Raw genomic sequence first — 17221 nt, 5'->3', positions numbered from 1 at the left:
GAAAAATATACACGCCCAGCGATGCGCCGCATTGAAACTATTCACTTTGTAGGAATAGGCGGTGCAGGCATGGGCGGCATTGCAGAAGTACTTGCTTTTGAAGGTTACCGTATTACCGGTTCAGATATAGCTCACAGCGCAATGACTGAGCGTTTAATTAAAGCCGGTGCTGAAGTATTTATTGGCCATCATGAAAATAACGTAAAAGACGCCAATGTGGTGGTGGTTTCAAGTGCAATAGATAAAACAAATCCTGAAATTCAAGCCGCGCAAGCTGCGCGTATTCCGGTGGTTCGTCGTGCAGAAATGTTAGCTGAACTGATGCGCTTTCGCCACGGTATTGCCATTGCGGGCACCCATGGTAAAACGACCACAACCAGCTTAATTGCGAGCATTTATGCACAAGCCGGGCTCGATCCAACCTTTATTATTGGTGGTTTGCTTAACAGTGCTGGCAGCAATGCTAAGGTAGGTAAAAGTGACTTTTTAATCGCCGAAGCAGATGAAAGCGATGCCTCATTTTTGCACTTACAGCCTATGGTGTCGGTGATCACTAATATTGAAGAAGATCACATGGAAACCTACGGCGGTAGTTTAGAAAAAATGAAAGATACTTATGTTGAATTCATTCATAACCTGCCGTTTTACGGGTTAGCGGTGGTGTGTATTGATTCAGACGTTGCTGCTGAATTGATCCCCCGTTTTGGTCGTCCGGTGATCACTTATGGTGAGTCACACGAGGCTGATTATCGAATGAGTGACTTTAGCCAAACAGCGAACACATGCCAATTTACGGTGACTAATAAACAAGGTGAGAGTTTAACCGCCAAGCTGAATATGCCGGGTAAACATAATGCCCTTAATGCAACCGCAGCGATTGCCGTGGCTAAAGATCAAAATATTGCGAATCATGCAATTTTAGCGGCTTTAGATACTTTTGAAGGTATTGGCCGTCGTTTTCAGCACTACGGTGAATTTGAAAATGAACGCGGCAGCGTGATGCTTGTTGATGACTATGGTCATCACCCGTCAGAAGTGGCTGCTACCATCACCGCAGCACGGGAAGGCTGGCCTGATAAGCGTTTAGTGATGGTGTATCAGCCGCACCGTTATACGCGTACTCGCGATTTATACGAAGATTTTGTTAAGGTATTGGCTGAGGTTGATCAGCTTTTATTACTCGATGTTTACAGTGCTGGCGAAGAGCCGATTGTTGGCGCTGATAGTAAGAGTTTATGCCGTAGTTTGCGCCAGCGTGGCAAAGAGCCATTACATGTAGCCTCAAGCTCAGAGCTTGCGGGTGTACTTGCCAACTGCCTACAAAATAACGACCTAGTGCTCACACAAGGTGCGGGTAACATAGGTCAGCTAGTTAAAAATTTAGCAGCCACGAATATGTCGATAGAAAAATTAAAGCAAGGTGAAGTATGACGCAGGTAAATTCCCAGTTTGGTAAAGTAGCGGTGCTGCTAGGTGGAAACTCAGCAGAGCGCGACGTGTCATTAAAATCTGGTCAAGCGGTATTAAATGCGCTCTTAGACGTTGGCATTGATGCGATAGCGTTTGATCCACAAAATCGTTCGTTATGGGAATTAAAGTCGTTAAACGTTGATCGCGTTTTTATTGCTTTACATGGGCGTGGTGGTGAAGACGGCACGGTACAAGGTGCTCTAGAATTTATGAACCTGCCGTATACCGGCAGTAATGTTCTGGGTTCGGCACTGGCAATGGATAAAATTCGTTGTAAGCATTTGTTTAAATCGGCAGGCTTAAGCACCGCACCTTATGCCGTGGTTGATGCTAAAAAAGGCTTTGATGCCAATGCCATTATGGCGCAATTTAAAAAGGTAATGGTTAAGCCATCGCACGAGGGCTCCAGTATCGGTATGGCGCAAGCAAGCTCTGCAGAAGAACTTGAAGATGCGCTCACTAATGCATTTAAGTTCGACAGCCAAGTATTGGTAGAGCAGTGGATCACGGGTCGTGAATTTACCATTACGGTCTTGGGTGATGAAGTACAACCTGTGATTGAAATGAGCACCCCAAACGGATTTTATGACTACCAAGCTAAATATCAGTCAAGTAGTACGCAATATCATTGCCCTGCTGATTTATCACCATCGGATACTCAAAAATTACAAGCGATGGCGCTTGATGCGTTTGATTTAGTAGGTGCAAGTGGCTGGGGACGAGTCGATGCGATGCAAGATGAACAAGGACATTTTTACTTACTAGAAGTGAATACCGTACCAGGCATGACAGAAAAATCATTGGTGCCAATGGCAGCAAAAGCCAACGGGGCAAGTTTTGAGCAATTAGTTGTTCGCATTTTGGAGCAAACCCTTTAATATGCATCCCTTTTTAGAGAAAGCGCAGCAACTAAAACAGCAACTTAACTGGTCGCTGATTTTTGGAGTGAGTTTTTTTCTAGCCGTGGTGATAGGGTTAATTGAAATAACCAGTGGGGTTTCGCACTGGTTAGTTGAAAATAAAGATGCACAAATTAAGCATTTAACGGTGCTGGGGAACCCTAAGTACACCGATGAAAAAGCAATAACAGCGGCAATAAAAAAAGCAGATTTAAGCAGTTTTTTTGAGCTAAACGTAAAGCAAGTTCAGCATTTAGTACAAGAGCTGCCTTGGGTTGCAACGGTATCGGTAAGAAAGCAATGGCCTGATACCATTCAAGTTTACGTGGTAGAACATCAAGCGGTTGCTCACTGGAATAGTGACTTGCTGATTAATCAAAGCGGTGACGCGTTTGAAGCAAAAAGTGATAAATTAAGTGCCACTTTACCCCAACTATATGGGCCAGAGGGCAGTGAAAAAGAAGCATGGGTAGCGTTTAAACAGTTTGATGAAATGCTCAAAGTCAATGCATTAACGCTCACTAGCCTTGCGCTATCTGAGCGGTTTTCGTGGCAACTTTGGTTAGATAACGGTGTGCGTTTAAATTTAGGACGCAAAGATAAAGCCAAACGTGTACAACGTTTTATAGACGTTTATTCACGTATAGAAAAACGTGCTGATGCACAGATAGATGCAATTGATTTACGCTACGATACCGGCCTTGCAGTGAGCTATAAGCCACTGCAAGAACAGCAATTATAATAAAGAGTAAGGCATGACTAAGTCAGCAGAAAGAAACCTAGTGATTGGATTAGACGTTGGCACTTCTAAAGTAGTGGCCACGGTAGGTGAAATCACCACAGATAACAAGCTCAGCATTGTTGGCGTGGGGAGCCAAGTATCTCATGGAATGGATAAAGGCGGTGTTAACGATTTAAATTTAGTGTCTGAGTCTATTCGCCGCGCTATAGATGAAGCCGAATTGATGGCTGATTGTCGTATTAGCTCGGTTTATTTGGGTATTTCTGGCAAGCATATTCAGTGTCAGAACGAAAGCGGTGTTGTGGCTATTAATAACACCGAAGTAACCGATGAAGACATTGAAAATGTAATACACATTGCTCGTTCAGTGCCAATTTCAGCTGAACGCAAAATGTTGCATGCTTTGCCGCAAGAGTACAGCATTGACATGCAAGAGGGGATTAAAAACCCACTCGGCATGAGCGGTGTGCGCATGGAAGCACGCGCGCACATTATTACCTGCTCCAACGACATGGCTAAAAATATAGAAAAATGTGTTGAACGTTGCGGGCTTGAAGTTGACCAACTTATATTCACAGCGCTTGCTTCGTGTTATTCCGTACTGACGGATGACGAAAAAGAGTTAGGTGTTGCGGTGCTTGATATTGGTGGTGGTACTATGGATATCACTATTTATATTAATGGTGCGCTGCGTCATTCGGCGGTTATTCCGGTGGCAGGTAACCAAGTAACCGGTGATATTGCAAAAATATTTCGTACACCTATATCACATGCTGAGTCACTCAAAGTACAATATGCCTGTGCAAGTAGCCAAATGGCGAGCAGCGAAGACACGATTGAAGTGCCAAGCGTAGGTGGGCGACCAGCAAGACTGATGTCTAGGCACACGTTATCAGAAGTGGTTGAGCCACGTTTTAGAGAATTATTTGAACTGGCGATGGAAGAAATTCGTCGTTCAGGATTAGAAGACCAAATTGCAGCAGGTCTCGTCATTACTGGCGGAACTGCTAAAATGACTGGCGCAATGGAAGTGGCTGAAGATATTTTTCAGATGCCAGTAAGAATAGGTAAACCAATTGGTGTAGTAGGTTTAACTGATTATGTTGATGATCCATCGTACGCAACCGCTGTAGGTTTGTTACAATACGGGCGTACTATGCAGTCGATGAATGCACAAAAGTCGAAAGCGGATGATAATAATAATTGGTGGAACCGCATCACAAAATGGTTTCAAGGCGAGTTTTAGTACTCAAGTCGGAGAGTAAATATGTTTGATATAATGGAACAACACAGCGAAGAAGCTGTAATAAAAGTAATCGGTGTTGGTGGCGGCGGCGGTAACGCAGTTGAGCACATGGTAAAACAACAAATAGAAGGTGTTCGTTTTATTGCAGCGAATACGGATGCACAAGCATTACGTAATTCAGCCGCTGATGTAACGGTACAATTAGGTACGCAAATAACCTCTGGGTTAGGTGCGGGTGCAAACCCTGAAGTAGGCCGTCAGTCGGCTGAAGAAGACGCAGAAACGATTCGTGCCAGCCTTGAAGGCGCCGATATGGTATTTATAGCGGCAGGTATGGGCGGCGGTACAGGGACCGGAGCAGCGCCAGTCGTGGCTAAAATTGCTAAAGAGCTGGGCATTCTAACCGTGGCAGTTGTAACGCGTCCATTTGATTTTGAAGGTAAAAAACGTGCTGCTGCTGCAGAGCAGGGGATTAGCGAATTGTCTGAAATCGTGGACTCGTTAATTACTATTCCAAATAACAAATTACTAAAAGTATTAGGTAAAGGGACAACTTTACTGGATGCGTTTGCTAAAGCAAATGACGTATTATTTGGTGCGGTACAGGGTATTGCTGAGCTAATCACACGCTCGGGTCTAATTAACGTGGATTTCGCCGACGTACGTACTGTTATGTCTGCAATGGGTACAGCCATGATGGGGACTGCATCTGCCTCGGGTCCTGATCGTGCACAAGAAGCAGCAGAAGCGGCTATTTCAAGCCCATTACTAGAAGACGTTGATTTAACCGGTGCTAAAGGTATCTTGGTTAATATTACTGCCGGCATGGATATCGCGATTGAAGAATTTGAAATCGTAGGTAATCACGTTAAGGCGCTAGCGTCTGAAAACGCAACGGTGGTTGTGGGTGCGGTAATCGACCCTGAAATGACAGACGAGCTACGTGTAACGGTTGTTGCAACTGGCTTAGGCGGCGATCGTCGTCCACAGTTTGGTATTGTAGATAATGGCTTTAAAAAAGCATCAGGTTCTGATGTAGCCAGTTCAAGCACGCAAACAAGCAGCAGCATGTATGTTCCTAGCTTTGCAAGCCAAGGCGCAAGTACAGAAGAGCCTGCAACGACTACGCAAACAGAATCAAAAGAGCAAAGCACATCGACGAGCTCTTCAAGTTCTTCAGCGAATACGTCGTCAAGCAGTGCTAAGAAAACAGATAAATCTGAAGGTGGCGATTATTTCGACATCCCTGCTTTTTTACGTAAACAAGCAGATTAATAAAAAACAGTACTTTTGTGCGAAATGTGAACGAATATTGTAGTTATACCGTATTTATGCTACACTCCGCCGTCTAACTGTAATATATACTAAAGTGAGCGAACCTATGATTAAACAGCGTACGATTGCACAAGTAGTCAAAGCCATAGGAATTGGACTTCATAAAGGTGAGAAGGTCACAATAACTCTCCGACCAGCGAGCGCAAATACTGGGATTGTATTTCGTCGTGTCGACCTTGATCCGGTTGTTGATTTTGAAACAACACCTGAAGCCGTTGGCGATACGCAATTGTGTACCTGTTTAATTAACAAAGATGGCGTTCGCTTATCGACTACTGAGCACTTAATTGCGGCGGTTGCGGCAATGGGTATCGACAATCTAATTGTTGAACTTGATAGCTCAGAAGTACCAATAATGGATGGTAGTGCATTGCCATTCATTTATTTATTACAAAAAGGCGGCATTGAAGAGCAAAATGTTGCAAAACGCTTTATTCGTATTAAAGAAAAAGTACGTATTGAAGAAGGTGATAAATGGGCCGAAGTAGAACCTTACGACGGATTCCACATCGATTTCGAAATTGCTTTTGATCACCCTGCAATCAATGAAAGCCGCCAACGTGTTGGTTTAGATATTACGGCACAAAGCTTTACTGAAGAGATAAGCCGTGCGCGTACTTTTGGCTTTATGAAAGACATTGAATACATGCATGCGAACAACCTAGCACTAGGTGGCAGCATGGATAGCGCAGTGGTACTTGATGAATTTAAAGTTTTAAATCCGAATGGTTTGCGTTACGCAGACGAGTTCGTCAAGCATAAGATACTAGACTGTGTAGGTGACATGTTTATGACAGGTCACAACCTTTTAGGCAAAGTAACCGCATTTAAATCAGGCCATGATTTAAATAATAAGTTACTACGCAAAATTATGGCAACAGAGTCAGCATGGGAGTGGGCAACCTTTGAAACGCCTGTGACGATGCCTGCACCCGGCCTTGAGCTAGCTAACGCCTAATTAGTTAATCACTTATATACAGTTATAAAAAATGACGCTTATTAGCGTCATTTTTTTGTTTGTTAATTAGCTAAACAGCTAAATTACACTCAGGCTTTTATTATCAAAGTCCTAATATAGTTTGCAACTGTTTAAGCTGGGTTACCTGATATGTTGGTTTAATTCCCTCTGGCAAGTTCACGCCAGGATGTTGCAGCCAACAAGTGTCAATTCCCACATTTTGACCGCCAAGAATATCACTGCTGGCGGTATCACCGACCATTAAAATTTGCTCTTTCGGTGGATTACCCATTAAGTTAAAGGTGTGCTCAAATATCTCTTTTGCAGGTTTAGCAATGCCGACTTGCTCAGAAATAACCAACCAGTCAAACATATCTTGCAGCCCTGTATGCGCTAGGCGACGTGCTTGTAACTGAGAAAAACCATTGGTAATAATGCCCAGCTTGGCATGGGGTTTAAGGGCATTTAATAATTCAACGGCGCCGGGTAAAGGCATACAAATTTCGGCCATTGCTGATAAAAAATCATCATTGAGCTGTTGAGCTGGCACATCTAGTTTATTTGCCAGTTCGCTAAAACGAGTTACTTGTAAGTGACTTGAGGTGATCTCGTTGTTTTGATAAGCAATCCATAATGACTTATTGGTGTTTTGATAATGGGCATAATCTGCCCCGGTAAAATCCATGTCATAGGTTGCTAGCATGTTTTTAAGGCCAGCAAAGGCATTAAAGCTAAATAAGGTTTCGTCGGCATCAAATAATACGTAGTTATACTTCATTAAAACATCCGTTATTGATTATATAGAGTGGGATTAAGAAAAGGCGCCATGGCGAGTGTCAGCGCTTGAGTATAGGTACTTTCTCGTGTTGCATGATGATCAGTTAACAAGCCAATAGCACCCCCTTGCTGTTTAATATTGGTGGTATTAAAGGCTTTATCCATCACGTCACCAAGCTCTTCACCTTGAAGCAATGCTTTATAAAACACAGTGGGCAGGGGTAAGTTACTGCTTCGGCCTGTAACTTGCTGTGCGCCATTATCAATAACTACATAGGCAAAGGTTGCCGCACCATAACTAAATTGCGCTGCACCACCTTCCATCGCCACATAGTAGTCTGCCTGATAGTGGTTTTTACAGTAATTAACGCGATTTTGTGCCCCTAAGCAGGTTTGCTCTTCACCTAAGGGTTGATCGGGTACCTCTGAGGGCGCGTGAACACCACTACATTCGATTACACGCTCAGGAAAATACATCGCAAAAATATGTTTAGCGGCATTGATTTTTACTGGGTTTTTAGACCCAACAATAATTTTAATTGATTGCGACATATTAAACTCGTCATACTTAAAATCAGCAGTGTACGTGAGTTAGGGTTCACAAAAAAGAGTCTAAATAGGAATTTCAGGCGGGGCTAACTTTGCTAAGGCGCGTTTTTTCAAAATAATATCTTTTATTAGAGGCGTGAGCACCAGTTCCATCGCGAGACCCATTTTACCACCAGGCACCACTAAGGTGTTTATACGCGACATAAAACTGCCTTCAATCATCCGCAAATAATACGGAAAATCAACATCATCAATCCCCCTAAAGCGAATCACAACAAAGCTTTCATCAAGGGAGGGGATATCTTTAGCGCTAAATGGGTTGGAAGTATCAACGGTGGGGACTCGCTGAAAGTTAATATGGGTACGAGAAAATTGCGGCGTTATATGATTAATGTAGTCATCCATACTGCGCACAATAGAGTCCATGACTTTTTCACGAGAGTGGCCGCGTTCTGAGGTGTCGCGAATGAGCTTTTGGATCCATTCAAGGTTAATAATAGGCACCATGCCAATGAGTAAATCAACATGTTTAGCAACATCATGATCTTCATCAACTACACCGCCATGTAGACCCTCGTAAAACATCAGATCTGTATTTTGCTCAAGTTCTTGCCATGGGGTAAATGTCCCAGGTAACTGGTTGTAAGGCACGGCTTCATCAAAGGTGTGTAAATAACGACGAAGTTTTCCTTCGCCGGTTTCACCGTATTTAGTAAATAAGTCTTCTAAGGCGCCAAAGTCGTTAGCTTCTCGGCCAAAATAGCTAATGTGTTTACTTTCTTGCTGTGCTTCACGAATTTTTTTGTCCATTTCAGGACGTGTATAACGATGAAAGCTATCACCTTCGATAAATGCCGCATTGATATCAAGGCTACGGAAAATATGCTTCACGGCGTTAGTGGTGGTTGTTGTGCCCGCTCCAGATGAACCGGTGATTGCAATAATAGGGTGTTTAGCTGACATGTTTGTTCTCTTTTTTATGACCCGTTAGTTATAAAGAGTTGACTGACTTAGGTCAAGTGACGTCATCAGTAAATAACGTTATCATGAGGTGCTTAAAATTAAAACGAGAGAAAGCATGAAACTGATTAAACCGTTGTTAGGGCTTATAGCTATAAATGCTTTAACGCTAGATATTGCTCAGGCAAGTATGCCTAAAAGCCAAATTTTGCTCGCCGATTTAAATACTCCACATGGTATACGTGTAAGCATTGTTAGTGATAAAACGAGCTATAACAATCAACCCCATTTAACCGACACCGGCCTATACTATACCCGAGAAATAATCAGTAATGACCAGAGTCAAACAGATATTGCGCTTTACAGCTTATCATCAAAACAAACGTCTATGGTCACTAATACGCCACAAAGTGAATACTCGCCCACTTTAACACCGGATGGGCAGCACTTATCGGCGATTGTCGTTGAAGATGATGGTAAACAAAAGCTATGGCAATATCCGTTGGCACCCGAGTTGGCTGCAAGTCGTATTTTTGATTGGATTGAACCTGTAGGCTATCACGCTTGGGGAAGTAACAACGATTTAGTGATGTTTATTTTAGGCGAACCACACACTTTGCAATATACCTCGGTTGCTGCGGCAAAAGGTGAGGTGGTAGCAAGCGATATTGGTCGCACGCTTATTTATAATAAAGTGCAGGCTGAGTTTTTATTTAGCCATAGTAAACACGGGCAGCATCACTTAGCGCGTTTTGATCCACAAACTAAGCAAGTTACCGATATACTTAGACTGCCAAACCAAGTACAAGACTTCATCTTAAAAGATGAAAATACCATTGCTTACGCAATTAAAAACCGTGTTTACCAGCGTAAATTAACACGCGGCTCTGCTATATCGCAGTGGCTTGATTTAAGCCAATATTGCGATACTGAAATAAGCCGGTTGAGTTATAAAAATCAGCAATTAGCGTTTGTGTGTAGTGAATAAATAAATTTCGGACTTTCACTCATGCATGAGTTAGTCTAGGGTCTGTTGACCTTTGCGGATTATAATTTGTTCAAACTAGGGGCGGTTTAATCGCGGCGCGAGGTTTGTAACCTAGTGGGCTAAGTCAAAACTGAGCAACAAAGAGTAAATCGCCCCTAGGCAGAACCCGAAGGGCAGTGCCTGTTTGGCATTGATGCTGCGTTATCGCCTATTTATGGGGAATAACCACATTACATATGCTTTACCTTGCCTAAATACCAAACAGACTGCTGCAAATTTAACTTTGAAAGGTCAACAGACCCTAACCCCCTATTAAATAAAAAGGAAAGTCACGTGGCATTTAGTGCAGACGAGTTAACCGAGCAGCTGATCAAACTAGAGTGTAGAAGTAACTTTAAAATAAAAAACATAGCTGAGTATATGCTAGTAAACTCTAAAGAAGCGTTTTATACCCATGCGGAAGCAGGTAAAGGTAAAATTGTGATCCGACCTGCATTTGAAGTGTTTAGCGATGACTTTACTGATATTGATGGGGTTGTGCGTACTCAAGGCTATTTTCATAGCAGTGAAATGACCCGTTTTCCTACCCGTATTTATAAAAGTACGCAGCCTATTCATTATGGTGTCGCTTTTAAAATTAACTCTGAACAAGCGGCAAAAGAGTTTATAGCAAAGCTAACGATGATTATTGGCGGTTAATAGAGTGGTGCAGGGCTAAAGGCAAAAGGTGCAAGATAAAATCTTTAACCTTTAACCTTTGTCTTTAATTACTACCTCTAAAAGCGCAGCGCCTCTTAACCTCTTTGTGAATAAATTTTTTAAGATCTTATTACACAAAGAGAAGACAATGAGAAGTAAATGAGAAAACATCAGCCATTAGCCCGAGTTTGAGGTTTTCGGCCCGTTACTCGTCGCCCGCAGCCCGCCATCCTTTAAACTTTAACTTATTTACTATTTAAAAAGCTATTGACTGATTTCAGTTCACGGTTTTTAAGTGCAATACAGTCATTGGTGCTCTCTGCAAGTTTACTTAACGTACGCGCATAACCGGGTACAGCTTCCAGTTTAGCGTCAAAGAAACTTTGCGTCGTAGCTAAACTGTCAGCGTCACAGCTGGCGGTAGTAAAGTAAGGTAAGTTTGGCACAAAAAATGGTGGCAAGCTTGCTGTTACTTTATCGTAGTTGTTATAAATCCAATCAATAAACAGTGCTTGGCGTTCATCGGTGTAACTTTGACCCGATAAAATAGTACGCATATCAGAAGCCGTTACTTCGTCTGTTAAGCTATACGCCAGTACCGCTTTTTGTAGTTCAGGTTTACCAAAGTAACCCATTGCTGCCAGCATATTGGTACGCACTTGTGGATCTTTGGTGGTTTTAAAGGTTGTCATAAACTGATCTAGCAACGCCTTATCCCCATGAAAAGCCGCAAGACGTAAATAAGTACCTGCTAAATAAGGGTCTACCTTTTGTGGATCGTTTAAGTAAGCTTGTGTTTGCTGTTTGGCTTTATTGATCACATTTTTATCTTCACCATCAAACCCTAAGCGTGATACCACCGCGGCACGAAGTTGAGCTACTGCGCCATCTTCGCCCATTTTTGCTTCTAGGCCATATTTTTTAGCGGCAGGCATCACCGCATTTTGAATAAACGTAGGCCATAAATCTTTATTGCTATCGTCTTTAAAAGTACGCTGCTGTGACGCTAAATAACCTAAAGCAGTATTAGCAACACGCGGATGACTATCGCTGGCAAATACTTCAAGCGTTTGCATTAATTTAGCCGCTGAAATGACACCGGCATCAAGTAGGGCATCTGTTGCCGATAATAGGGCTAAGCGTTCACGGTCGTTTAATACCCTAGCTGCATTATCTATTAACGCATTAAATTGCGCATCATCCATTACCCAACGGTAATAACCTAGCGCGCCTTGATCTGGATAAATCCACTCTGGTTCAAAGTCTAATGCTAGCGTTTGGCTTTGTTTATTTAATAATACATTGGCTGTTTGTACTTTATCGCCAGCACCATATTTAATCGCAACCGGTACATTCCACAGTTGAGCAGGGGCTTCAACACCGGCATTGGCAAAACGACTTTGCGAAATCGTAATGCTTTTACCTTGCTGCTTAACGTTAATTAGCGGGAATGACGACTGTTCAATAAACGATTTTAAAACGCTCGCTACATCTTTATTTGAAGCCTTACCAAGTGCTTCCCATAAATCGGCAGCTTCTGCATTTTTATAGGAGAATTCTTTTAAGTAGTTCTGAATACCAGCTTGAAATGCCTCTTCGCCAATCCAGTTTTCAACCATCGCCAGTACTGAGCTGCCTTTGCTGTAGGCAAGGCCTAAACCGTCCATAATATCGGCTTCGGTTTTAATTGGTTTACGAATTGGCTTAGTGCTTAAACGTGCATCTAACGCCATTACGTTGTTTTGTGGTAAATCTAGGTGTGATTCAAACTCAGGATTAAGCTGCTTAGTAATTTTTGCCGCCATCCAGCTTGCAAACGCCTCGTTTAACCATAAGTCGTTCCACCACTTCATAGTCACTAAGTTACCGTACCATTGGTGAGCTAATTCATGGGCAATAATAGAGACATTACGTTGTTTTTTACTACGCGTTGCAGCTTCTAAATCAACCAGAAGAATATCTTCGCGGTAAGTCACTAAGCCTGAGTTTTCCATAGCGCCAAACGGAAACTCTGGAACAGCCACTGAATCTAGCTTTTTATATACATAAGGAATACCAAAGTACTCTTCAAGTGCGCCCAGTACTTTAGGCATGTTCTCTTTTGCATATTGCGCTAAATGAATTTTACCTTGTGGGGTGATCACACGCCCAGGAATAGGCATGCCTTTAATTTCTAGCTCTTCAAATGGACCTACAGCCATAGCCACTAAGTAAGATGGAATTGGTGGCGTTTTATCAAAGTAATGGGTGGTCATATCGCCATTCACCGTCGTTTTTAGCTCAGGTGTATTTGAATACACTTTTTGTGAGGTGGGGGCGGTAATGGTTAACTGAAACGGAATTTTATAGCTTGGTTCGTCAAACACCGGAAATGCACGGCGCGCATCACTCATTTCAAATTGCGTGAACAAGTACGGAACGCCTTGATCTAGGGTTTTATATAACCCCACACTCTGGCGGTTATAAGGCGCTGAAAAATCTATTTTTAAGGTGTATTTACCTGGCTGAATTTGCTCTTCACAGCTAAATTTAACTTTACCTGTTTTAAGCATTTCGCTGTTTAAATCACAGTTTTGCTCACCTAGGAGTTGCACCATTTTAGTTGCATAATCAACACCATTGAGCTCAATGTAGTGTGTTGGTTTGAGCACTTCTAAGCTGATCTCGGTCATTCCTGTAAAGGTATCCTGACTTGGGTCGAGCGTTAAAGCGACTTTTTGTGAACTTGGCTTTGCGAGTTTTTCAATGACGAATTCGTTAGCGTGAGCAGCATTCATCGCAAGCGCAACGCTCACGGTTAAGAGGCTTTTTAAAAACATAGTTATCCCTAGATTTTTTGTTGTTAGAAACAGTCATATAGACGGCACTTCATCCTAACAGCTTTTTTTACTAGAGTAAGCGCAGATAGCTAAGGAAAAGAGTAACAAAGTTTGTCAGTGGCTATCTCGGGCTAAAAACCGCTGCCAATGAATATGGGAATTGATAACCCGGATCTGTTGTAGTACCTTATTTAACAAGGCTATATCGTTAAAGTTATCATGAGGGTAATCATTAAAGCCCATTAAATAATTAAAGCAGTCTTTGTTGCCTGCTTGCAGGGCATAAATACGAATTTGCTGTTCAAAGTTAAGCCGTAAGCTACTAATGGCGGTTTTCATACCGAGTTGATCCACCGAAGGAATTGCACATTTTTGCAAATACCCCGCGCGTTCACCTTCTCCCGAAAACCATATGCGCACTTTTTCGCTATAGCGCCCTGTTTTAGCAGGAAGATCGAACATTAAACGGGAGTGATTTTGTGCTTTTACATAAGCTAAATAGTCATTAAACCCAGCGCTAATAAGGGCGTGATGAACAGGCACTAAACGTGGCTTAATTTTACCGTGGGTATGAAAACTAAAACAGAGAATATTATTTTTAAGTATTAGGTCATCAAGGGTTAAGCAGCCAATTTCATCACTGTAAGCGCCACTGTAATAAGCAATTAAGGGCAGCCAAAAATGCCAGTGTTTAGCTTGTTCGCGGGCAAGCCGTGTATCACTATAAATATATCCGTTATAGAGCGTATGCAGCTCCATAGCTGAAAATGGACGACGACCAAGATGGGTTTTCAACGTATTACCTTGACAGTTTTTATTATTTTTATACCCCAACTAACCGTTGCTGTTAGTTGGGATAATGTCAGCGAACTAACGCCTAAAACTTATTCGCTTAGCGCGCGAGCTAAACCAACTGGTTCAATTTCTACACACACCTGATCGTCATTCCAATTTAAACCCACTAATGCATCATCAGATTTTAGGTCTTCAACCCAATCATCTAAAAACTCATCAAGGTTTATTTCTACAGGGCTGTAGTCTTGCCACTCTTCTTTACATTGTGCTTGTGCTGCGTCTTGTGATTCCCACAGTAAAAGTACATCGGTGTCGTCAAACTGATTTGACTCACATACAACAAAGCCACCATCATCGGCACCCAGTGCCCAGATCTGCTCACTAACACGTACTTTTTCTACAAAGCTAACTAGTTGTGATTCAATTTCGATATCGCTCATGTATCCACCTTTTAAAATTTAAGTCGAGGGTTGGTATTTTTAGCCGCTTGACGCTGACTAAACGCTTCATAAAACTTAACTAATTGCGGCTGCGCGCTAAAATCAGTGAGTTCACGAAAGCATATCCAATCAAGTAAGCAGTATAAACTGATGTTGAGGCATTCACAGCTTTTAAATTCATCATCGCATAAATGATCATTTAAATAGTGTAATGTTTGCGCAACTCGCTCATTTTGCAGATTAAAAAACAGCTTATCGGCTTGCGTATCAAATCCAGAACGTTGGCATAACAGTAATTCAACGAATGAATCATTGCAGGCATTGATGCTAGGGCCTGTTGACCTTTACGGATTAAAATTTCTTCAAACTAGGGGCGATTTAATCGCGGCGCGAGGTTTGTAACCTAGTGGGCTAAGTAAAAACCGAGCAAAGCTTCCGCGTCCTGCTCACGCCCCTTACCTACATCCATGTAGGCAACAAAGAGTTAATCGCCCCTAGGCAGAACCCTTCGGGCAGCGCCTGTTTGGCATTAATGCTACGTTATCGCCTATTTATGGGGAATAACCACACCACATAGGCTCTGCCTTGCCTAAATACCAAACAGACTGCTGTAAATTTAACCTTGAAAGATCAACAGGCCCTAATTAAAAAGTGCTCTTGAGGCCATGTAAGTGGGGGTTGCTGGGTTTTTTCAAGTAAATAACGCAGTATGGTATTTGAATCACTTAGGGTAAGCGTGTCATCGACCAATATAGGAATTTTGGCTGCTGGATTTTTTGTGACCACCAACGGCCGATCGTCTTTAGAAAAAATATCGAGATTAATAAATTCAAGCGCACAATTGTTTTGTTGTGCCCAGATTCTAATACGGCGAACATAAGGGGAAGGAATAGAGCCAAATAGTTGCATAATGGGGCTTTTGCCAACTCCACATAAATAAAAAGCCGCTGATGCGGCTTTATTAATAAATCGATTTACTTACTCTGAGCGGCTGGTTATTTCTAATAAATGGTAACCAAACTGTGTTTGTACAGGGCCTTGTACTTGATTTAGCGGCGCTGAAAATACCACCTTGTCAAATTCAGGCACCATCATACCTGGGCCAAACTCACCTAATGCACCACCATCTTGACCTGATGGACAATTAGAGTGCAGTTTAGCGAGTTCTGCAAAGTCTTCACCTTGCTCAATTTTATCTTTAAGGTCTAAACATTGTGCTTCACTGTCTACGAGTATGTGCCTTGCACTTGCAACTGCCATAAGTTCTCCTACCTGTAAGTTTAGTTTTTTAAATTTGATAGCAACATCTTAGTAAGGTTAAACTGAAAACACAAAGTTAAAATGCACTTTTGATTGTGCTTTCTAGTTTTGCTGAATCCGGTGCTACGCGGCTGTTAAAGCGCGTAATCGTTTTGCGATCGGCCGATACCACGTATTTATAAAAGTTCCAGTTTGGTGAACTGGTTTGGGCGTTTAAATGCTTGAAAATAGGGTTTGCGTCACTACCACGTACTGCGCTGGTGGCCAGCATAGGGAAAGTAACACCATAATTTACATAACACACTTTTGCGGTATCTTTTTCATCGTTCTCTTCTTGAAAAAAATCATCTGATGGAAAGCCTAATACCACCAAGCCTTCGTCTTTGTATTTATTATAAAGCGCTTCTAAACCTTCAAATTGCGGCGTAAAACCGCAGTTACTCGCAGTGTTAACAATTAAAAGAGGCTGGTTTTTAAAATCGCATAAGTTAATGGTTTCAGTTGAGCGCAACTTTCTAAGTGAAACATTCGTGAAATCATTGCAGGTGTTTGCATCTAATGAAGGGGCGGGCGAGTCTGCGGCATATGTATTTAGCGAAACACAACTTAACGCGAGGGTTAAACCAAGTATTATTTTTTTTATCATGCTATTACCTTAAGCGCGTTTTTAGAGTATTTATGTAACTTATCATACGCTACTATAGGCTAAATTGATCAATTTTACTTTATTTTCTATGACTATACGTTTAGCAAAACCTGATGATTTAACTGCCATTGTTGCTATTTACAATGAAACTATCCCTAGTCGAATGGTCACCGCCGATACCGAAGAGGTGACCGTCGCTGATAAACAACCTTGGTTTGATAGCCATACTGCTCAACGCCCTATTTTTGTTTACTGTGAGAACAACCAAGTATTAGCGTGGCTTAGTTATAAATCGTTTTATGGTCGCCCAGCTTACGATGGCACCGTTGAGTTAAGCATTTACATTACGGCAGCAGCCCAAGGAAAAGGGTTGGGTAAAAAGCTGATGCAATTTGCACAACAACAAGCCAAGCAGCTTAATATAGAAGTATTACTTGGGTTTATTTTTAGTCACAACGAACCGAGCATTAAATTATTTAAGCATTTTGATTTTGCAGTATGGGGAGAGCTGCCTAACGTAGCAAGAATGGACAATCAGCTGTACAGCCTGACTATTTTTGGTAAGCATTTAACCTAGTACCATAACAAAAGGCAGCAAAATTCACTTTTACGTAGGTGATTATGCTAAACCAAAAATT

Annotated in this window: 17 protein-coding genes and 2 pseudogenes; 9 read left to right on the top strand and 10 right to left on the bottom strand. The window is 42.1% G+C overall.

Features of this window, described 5'->3' with window-relative positions; translation table 11 throughout:
• Positions 1 to 21: 21 nt before the first annotated feature.
• The 6 genes from murC (at position 22) to lpxC (ending at position 6650) form a co-directional block, all read left to right on the top strand.
• Complete coding sequence (gene murC, locus QL984_RS12645; protein ID WP_216712925.1) at positions 22 to 1431, top strand: UDP-N-acetylmuramate--L-alanine ligase; 1410 nt, start codon at positions 22 to 24, stop codon at positions 1429 to 1431.
• Positions 1428 to 2348, top strand: a complete 921-nt coding sequence (locus tag QL984_RS12640; RefSeq protein ID WP_036956003.1) for a D-alanine--D-alanine ligase — start codon at positions 1428 to 1430, stop codon at positions 2346 to 2348. Before murC ends, QL984_RS12640 begins: the two co-directional genes overlap by 4 nt.
• Before the next feature lies 1 nt (position 2349).
• Positions 2350 to 3111, top strand: a complete 762-nt coding sequence (locus QL984_RS12635; RefSeq protein ID WP_013464059.1) for a cell division protein FtsQ/DivIB — start codon at positions 2350 to 2352, stop codon at positions 3109 to 3111.
• 13 nt (positions 3112 to 3124) lie between these two features.
• Positions 3125 to 4357 carry a cell division protein FtsA gene (gene ftsA / locus QL984_RS12630; RefSeq protein ID WP_013464060.1) on the top strand — a complete coding sequence of 411 codons (1233 nt, stop codon included), beginning with the start codon at positions 3125 to 3127 and terminating at the stop codon, positions 4355 to 4357.
• A gap of 21 nt (positions 4358 to 4378) precedes the next feature.
• Positions 4379 to 5632 (top strand): cell division protein FtsZ, encoded by a 1254-nt coding sequence (ftsZ, locus tag QL984_RS12625; protein WP_024601202.1) that lies wholly within the window; start codon positions 4379 to 4381, stop codon positions 5630 to 5632.
• Between the two features lie 106 nt (positions 5633 to 5738).
• Positions 5739 to 6650 (top strand): UDP-3-O-acyl-N-acetylglucosamine deacetylase, encoded by a 912-nt coding sequence (lpxC, locus tag QL984_RS12620; RefSeq protein ID WP_013464062.1) that lies wholly within the window; start codon positions 5739 to 5741, stop codon positions 6648 to 6650.
• A gap of 103 nt (positions 6651 to 6753) precedes the next feature.
• Here lpxC and yjjG read toward each other — a convergent pair whose 3' ends face one another.
• Genes yjjG through QL984_RS12605 form a run of 3 tightly spaced genes read right to left on the bottom strand, consistent with a single transcriptional unit; the run spans position 6754 to position 8939 of the window.
• Positions 6754 to 7428, bottom strand: a complete 675-nt coding sequence (gene yjjG / locus QL984_RS12615) for a pyrimidine 5'-nucleotidase (protein ID WP_138764654.1) — start codon at positions 7426 to 7428, stop codon at positions 6754 to 6756.
• Positions 7429 to 7439: 11 nt separating this feature from the next.
• Positions 7440 to 7979: an inosine/xanthosine triphosphatase gene (yjjX, locus tag QL984_RS12610; protein ID WP_024601200.1), complete on the bottom strand. Its 540-nt coding sequence runs from the start codon at positions 7977 to 7979 to the stop codon at positions 7440 to 7442.
• Positions 7980 to 8039: 60 nt separating this feature from the next.
• On the bottom strand, positions 8040 to 8939 hold the full coding sequence (locus QL984_RS12605; RefSeq protein WP_008114793.1) for a phosphoribulokinase: 900 nt from the start codon (positions 8937 to 8939) through the stop codon (positions 8040 to 8042).
• A 115-nt stretch (positions 8940 to 9054) separates the two neighbouring features.
• Between QL984_RS12605 and QL984_RS12600 the strand changes: the two genes are divergently transcribed.
• The gene (locus tag QL984_RS12600; RefSeq protein ID WP_036956007.1) at positions 9055 to 9924 is read left to right on the top strand and encodes a hypothetical protein; all 870 of its coding nucleotides are present in this window, start codon (positions 9055 to 9057) and stop codon (positions 9922 to 9924) included.
• Positions 9925 to 10257: 333 nt separating this feature from the next.
• Positions 10258 to 10623, top strand: a complete 366-nt coding sequence (locus tag QL984_RS12595; RefSeq protein WP_013464067.1) for a hypothetical protein — start codon at positions 10258 to 10260, stop codon at positions 10621 to 10623.
• A 245-nt stretch (positions 10624 to 10868) separates the two neighbouring features.
• Here QL984_RS12595 and QL984_RS12590 read toward each other — a convergent pair whose 3' ends face one another.
• The 7 genes and pseudogenes from QL984_RS12590 to QL984_RS12560 form a co-directional block, all read right to left on the bottom strand.
• Positions 10869 to 13442, bottom strand: coding sequence for a M1 family metallopeptidase (locus QL984_RS12590; RefSeq protein WP_036956010.1), 2574 nt, complete (start codon positions 13440 to 13442; stop codon positions 10869 to 10871).
• Positions 13443 to 13556: 114 nt separating this feature from the next.
• Positions 13557 to 14237, bottom strand: coding sequence for a hypothetical protein (locus QL984_RS12585; protein ID WP_013464069.1), 681 nt, complete (start codon positions 14235 to 14237; stop codon positions 13557 to 13559).
• A gap of 89 nt (positions 14238 to 14326) precedes the next feature.
• On the bottom strand, positions 14327 to 14677 hold the full coding sequence (locus QL984_RS12580; protein ID WP_013464070.1) for a DUF2750 domain-containing protein: 351 nt from the start codon (positions 14675 to 14677) through the stop codon (positions 14327 to 14329).
• Between the two features lie 11 nt (positions 14678 to 14688).
• Positions 14689 to 15006 (bottom strand): annotated as a pseudogene (locus QL984_RS12575) (glutathione S-transferase family protein); the annotation flags it as partial.
• A gap of 304 nt (positions 15007 to 15310) precedes the next feature.
• Positions 15311 to 15586, bottom strand: a pseudogene (locus QL984_RS12570) (glutathione S-transferase family protein); the annotation flags it as partial.
• A 69-nt stretch (positions 15587 to 15655) separates the two neighbouring features.
• Positions 15656 to 15937 (bottom strand): peptidylprolyl isomerase, encoded by a 282-nt coding sequence (locus QL984_RS12565; RefSeq protein ID WP_013464073.1) that lies wholly within the window; start codon positions 15935 to 15937, stop codon positions 15656 to 15658.
• Positions 15938 to 16013: 76 nt separating this feature from the next.
• Complete coding sequence (locus tag QL984_RS12560) at positions 16014 to 16583, bottom strand: glutathione peroxidase (RefSeq protein WP_024601214.1); 570 nt, start codon at positions 16581 to 16583, stop codon at positions 16014 to 16016.
• An 88-nt stretch (positions 16584 to 16671) separates the two neighbouring features.
• Here QL984_RS12560 and QL984_RS12555 point away from each other — a divergent pair, with 88 nt between their 5' ends.
• Positions 16672 to 17160: a GNAT family N-acetyltransferase gene (locus QL984_RS12555; protein ID WP_013464075.1), complete on the top strand. Its 489-nt coding sequence runs from the start codon at positions 16672 to 16674 to the stop codon at positions 17158 to 17160.
• Positions 17161 to 17221 lie beyond the last annotated feature (61 nt).

Origin of the sequence: Pseudoalteromonas sp. APC 3495 (assembly GCF_030407645.1) — a bacterium.
GTDB lineage: Bacteria > Pseudomonadota > Gammaproteobacteria > Enterobacterales > Alteromonadaceae > Pseudoalteromonas > Pseudoalteromonas tetraodonis.
Note: the sequence above shows the minus strand (reverse complement) of the source record. Positions and strands in the feature narration are given on the sequence as shown.

What these genes read in the sequence shown, in the direction of transcription:
- QL984_RS12600 (WP_036956007.1), top strand. Translation starts at nt 9,055, where the DNA reads ATGAAACTGATTAAACCGTTGTTAGGGCTTATAGCTATAAATGCTTTA.
- QL984_RS12580 (WP_013464070.1), bottom strand. Translation starts at nt 14,677, where the DNA reads ATGAGCGATATCGAAATTGAATCACAACTAGTTAGCTTTGTAGAAAAA.
- QL984_RS12560 (WP_024601214.1), bottom strand. Translation starts at nt 16,583, where the DNA reads ATGATAAAAAAAATAATACTTGGTTTAACCCTCGCGTTAAGTTGTGTT.
- ftsA (WP_013464060.1), top strand. Translation starts at nt 3,125, where the DNA reads ATGACTAAGTCAGCAGAAAGAAACCTAGTGATTGGATTAGACGTTGGC.
- yjjX (WP_024601200.1), bottom strand. Translation starts at nt 7,979, where the DNA reads ATGTCGCAATCAATTAAAATTATTGTTGGGTCTAAAAACCCAGTAAAA.
- QL984_RS12555 (WP_013464075.1), top strand. Translation starts at nt 16,672, where the DNA reads ATGACTATACGTTTAGCAAAACCTGATGATTTAACTGCCATTGTTGCT.
- QL984_RS12635 (WP_013464059.1), top strand. Translation starts at nt 2,350, where the DNA reads ATGCATCCCTTTTTAGAGAAAGCGCAGCAACTAAAACAGCAACTTAAC.
- QL984_RS12605 (WP_008114793.1), bottom strand. Translation starts at nt 8,939, where the DNA reads ATGTCAGCTAAACACCCTATTATTGCAATCACCGGTTCATCTGGAGCG.
- murC (WP_216712925.1), top strand. Translation starts at nt 22, where the DNA reads ATGCGCCGCATTGAAACTATTCACTTTGTAGGAATAGGCGGTGCAGGC.
- QL984_RS12565 (WP_013464073.1), bottom strand. Translation starts at nt 15,937, where the DNA reads ATGGCAGTTGCAAGTGCAAGGCACATACTCGTAGACAGTGAAGCACAA.
- QL984_RS12640 (WP_036956003.1), top strand. Translation starts at nt 1,428, where the DNA reads ATGACGCAGGTAAATTCCCAGTTTGGTAAAGTAGCGGTGCTGCTAGGT.
- lpxC (WP_013464062.1), top strand. Translation starts at nt 5,739, where the DNA reads ATGATTAAACAGCGTACGATTGCACAAGTAGTCAAAGCCATAGGAATT.
- yjjG (WP_138764654.1), bottom strand. Translation starts at nt 7,428, where the DNA reads ATGAAGTATAACTACGTATTATTTGATGCCGACGAAACCTTATTTAGC.
- ftsZ (WP_024601202.1), top strand. Translation starts at nt 4,379, where the DNA reads ATGTTTGATATAATGGAACAACACAGCGAAGAAGCTGTAATAAAAGTA.
- QL984_RS12590 (WP_036956010.1), bottom strand. Translation starts at nt 13,442, where the DNA reads ATGTTTTTAAAAAGCCTCTTAACCGTGAGCGTTGCGCTTGCGATGAAT.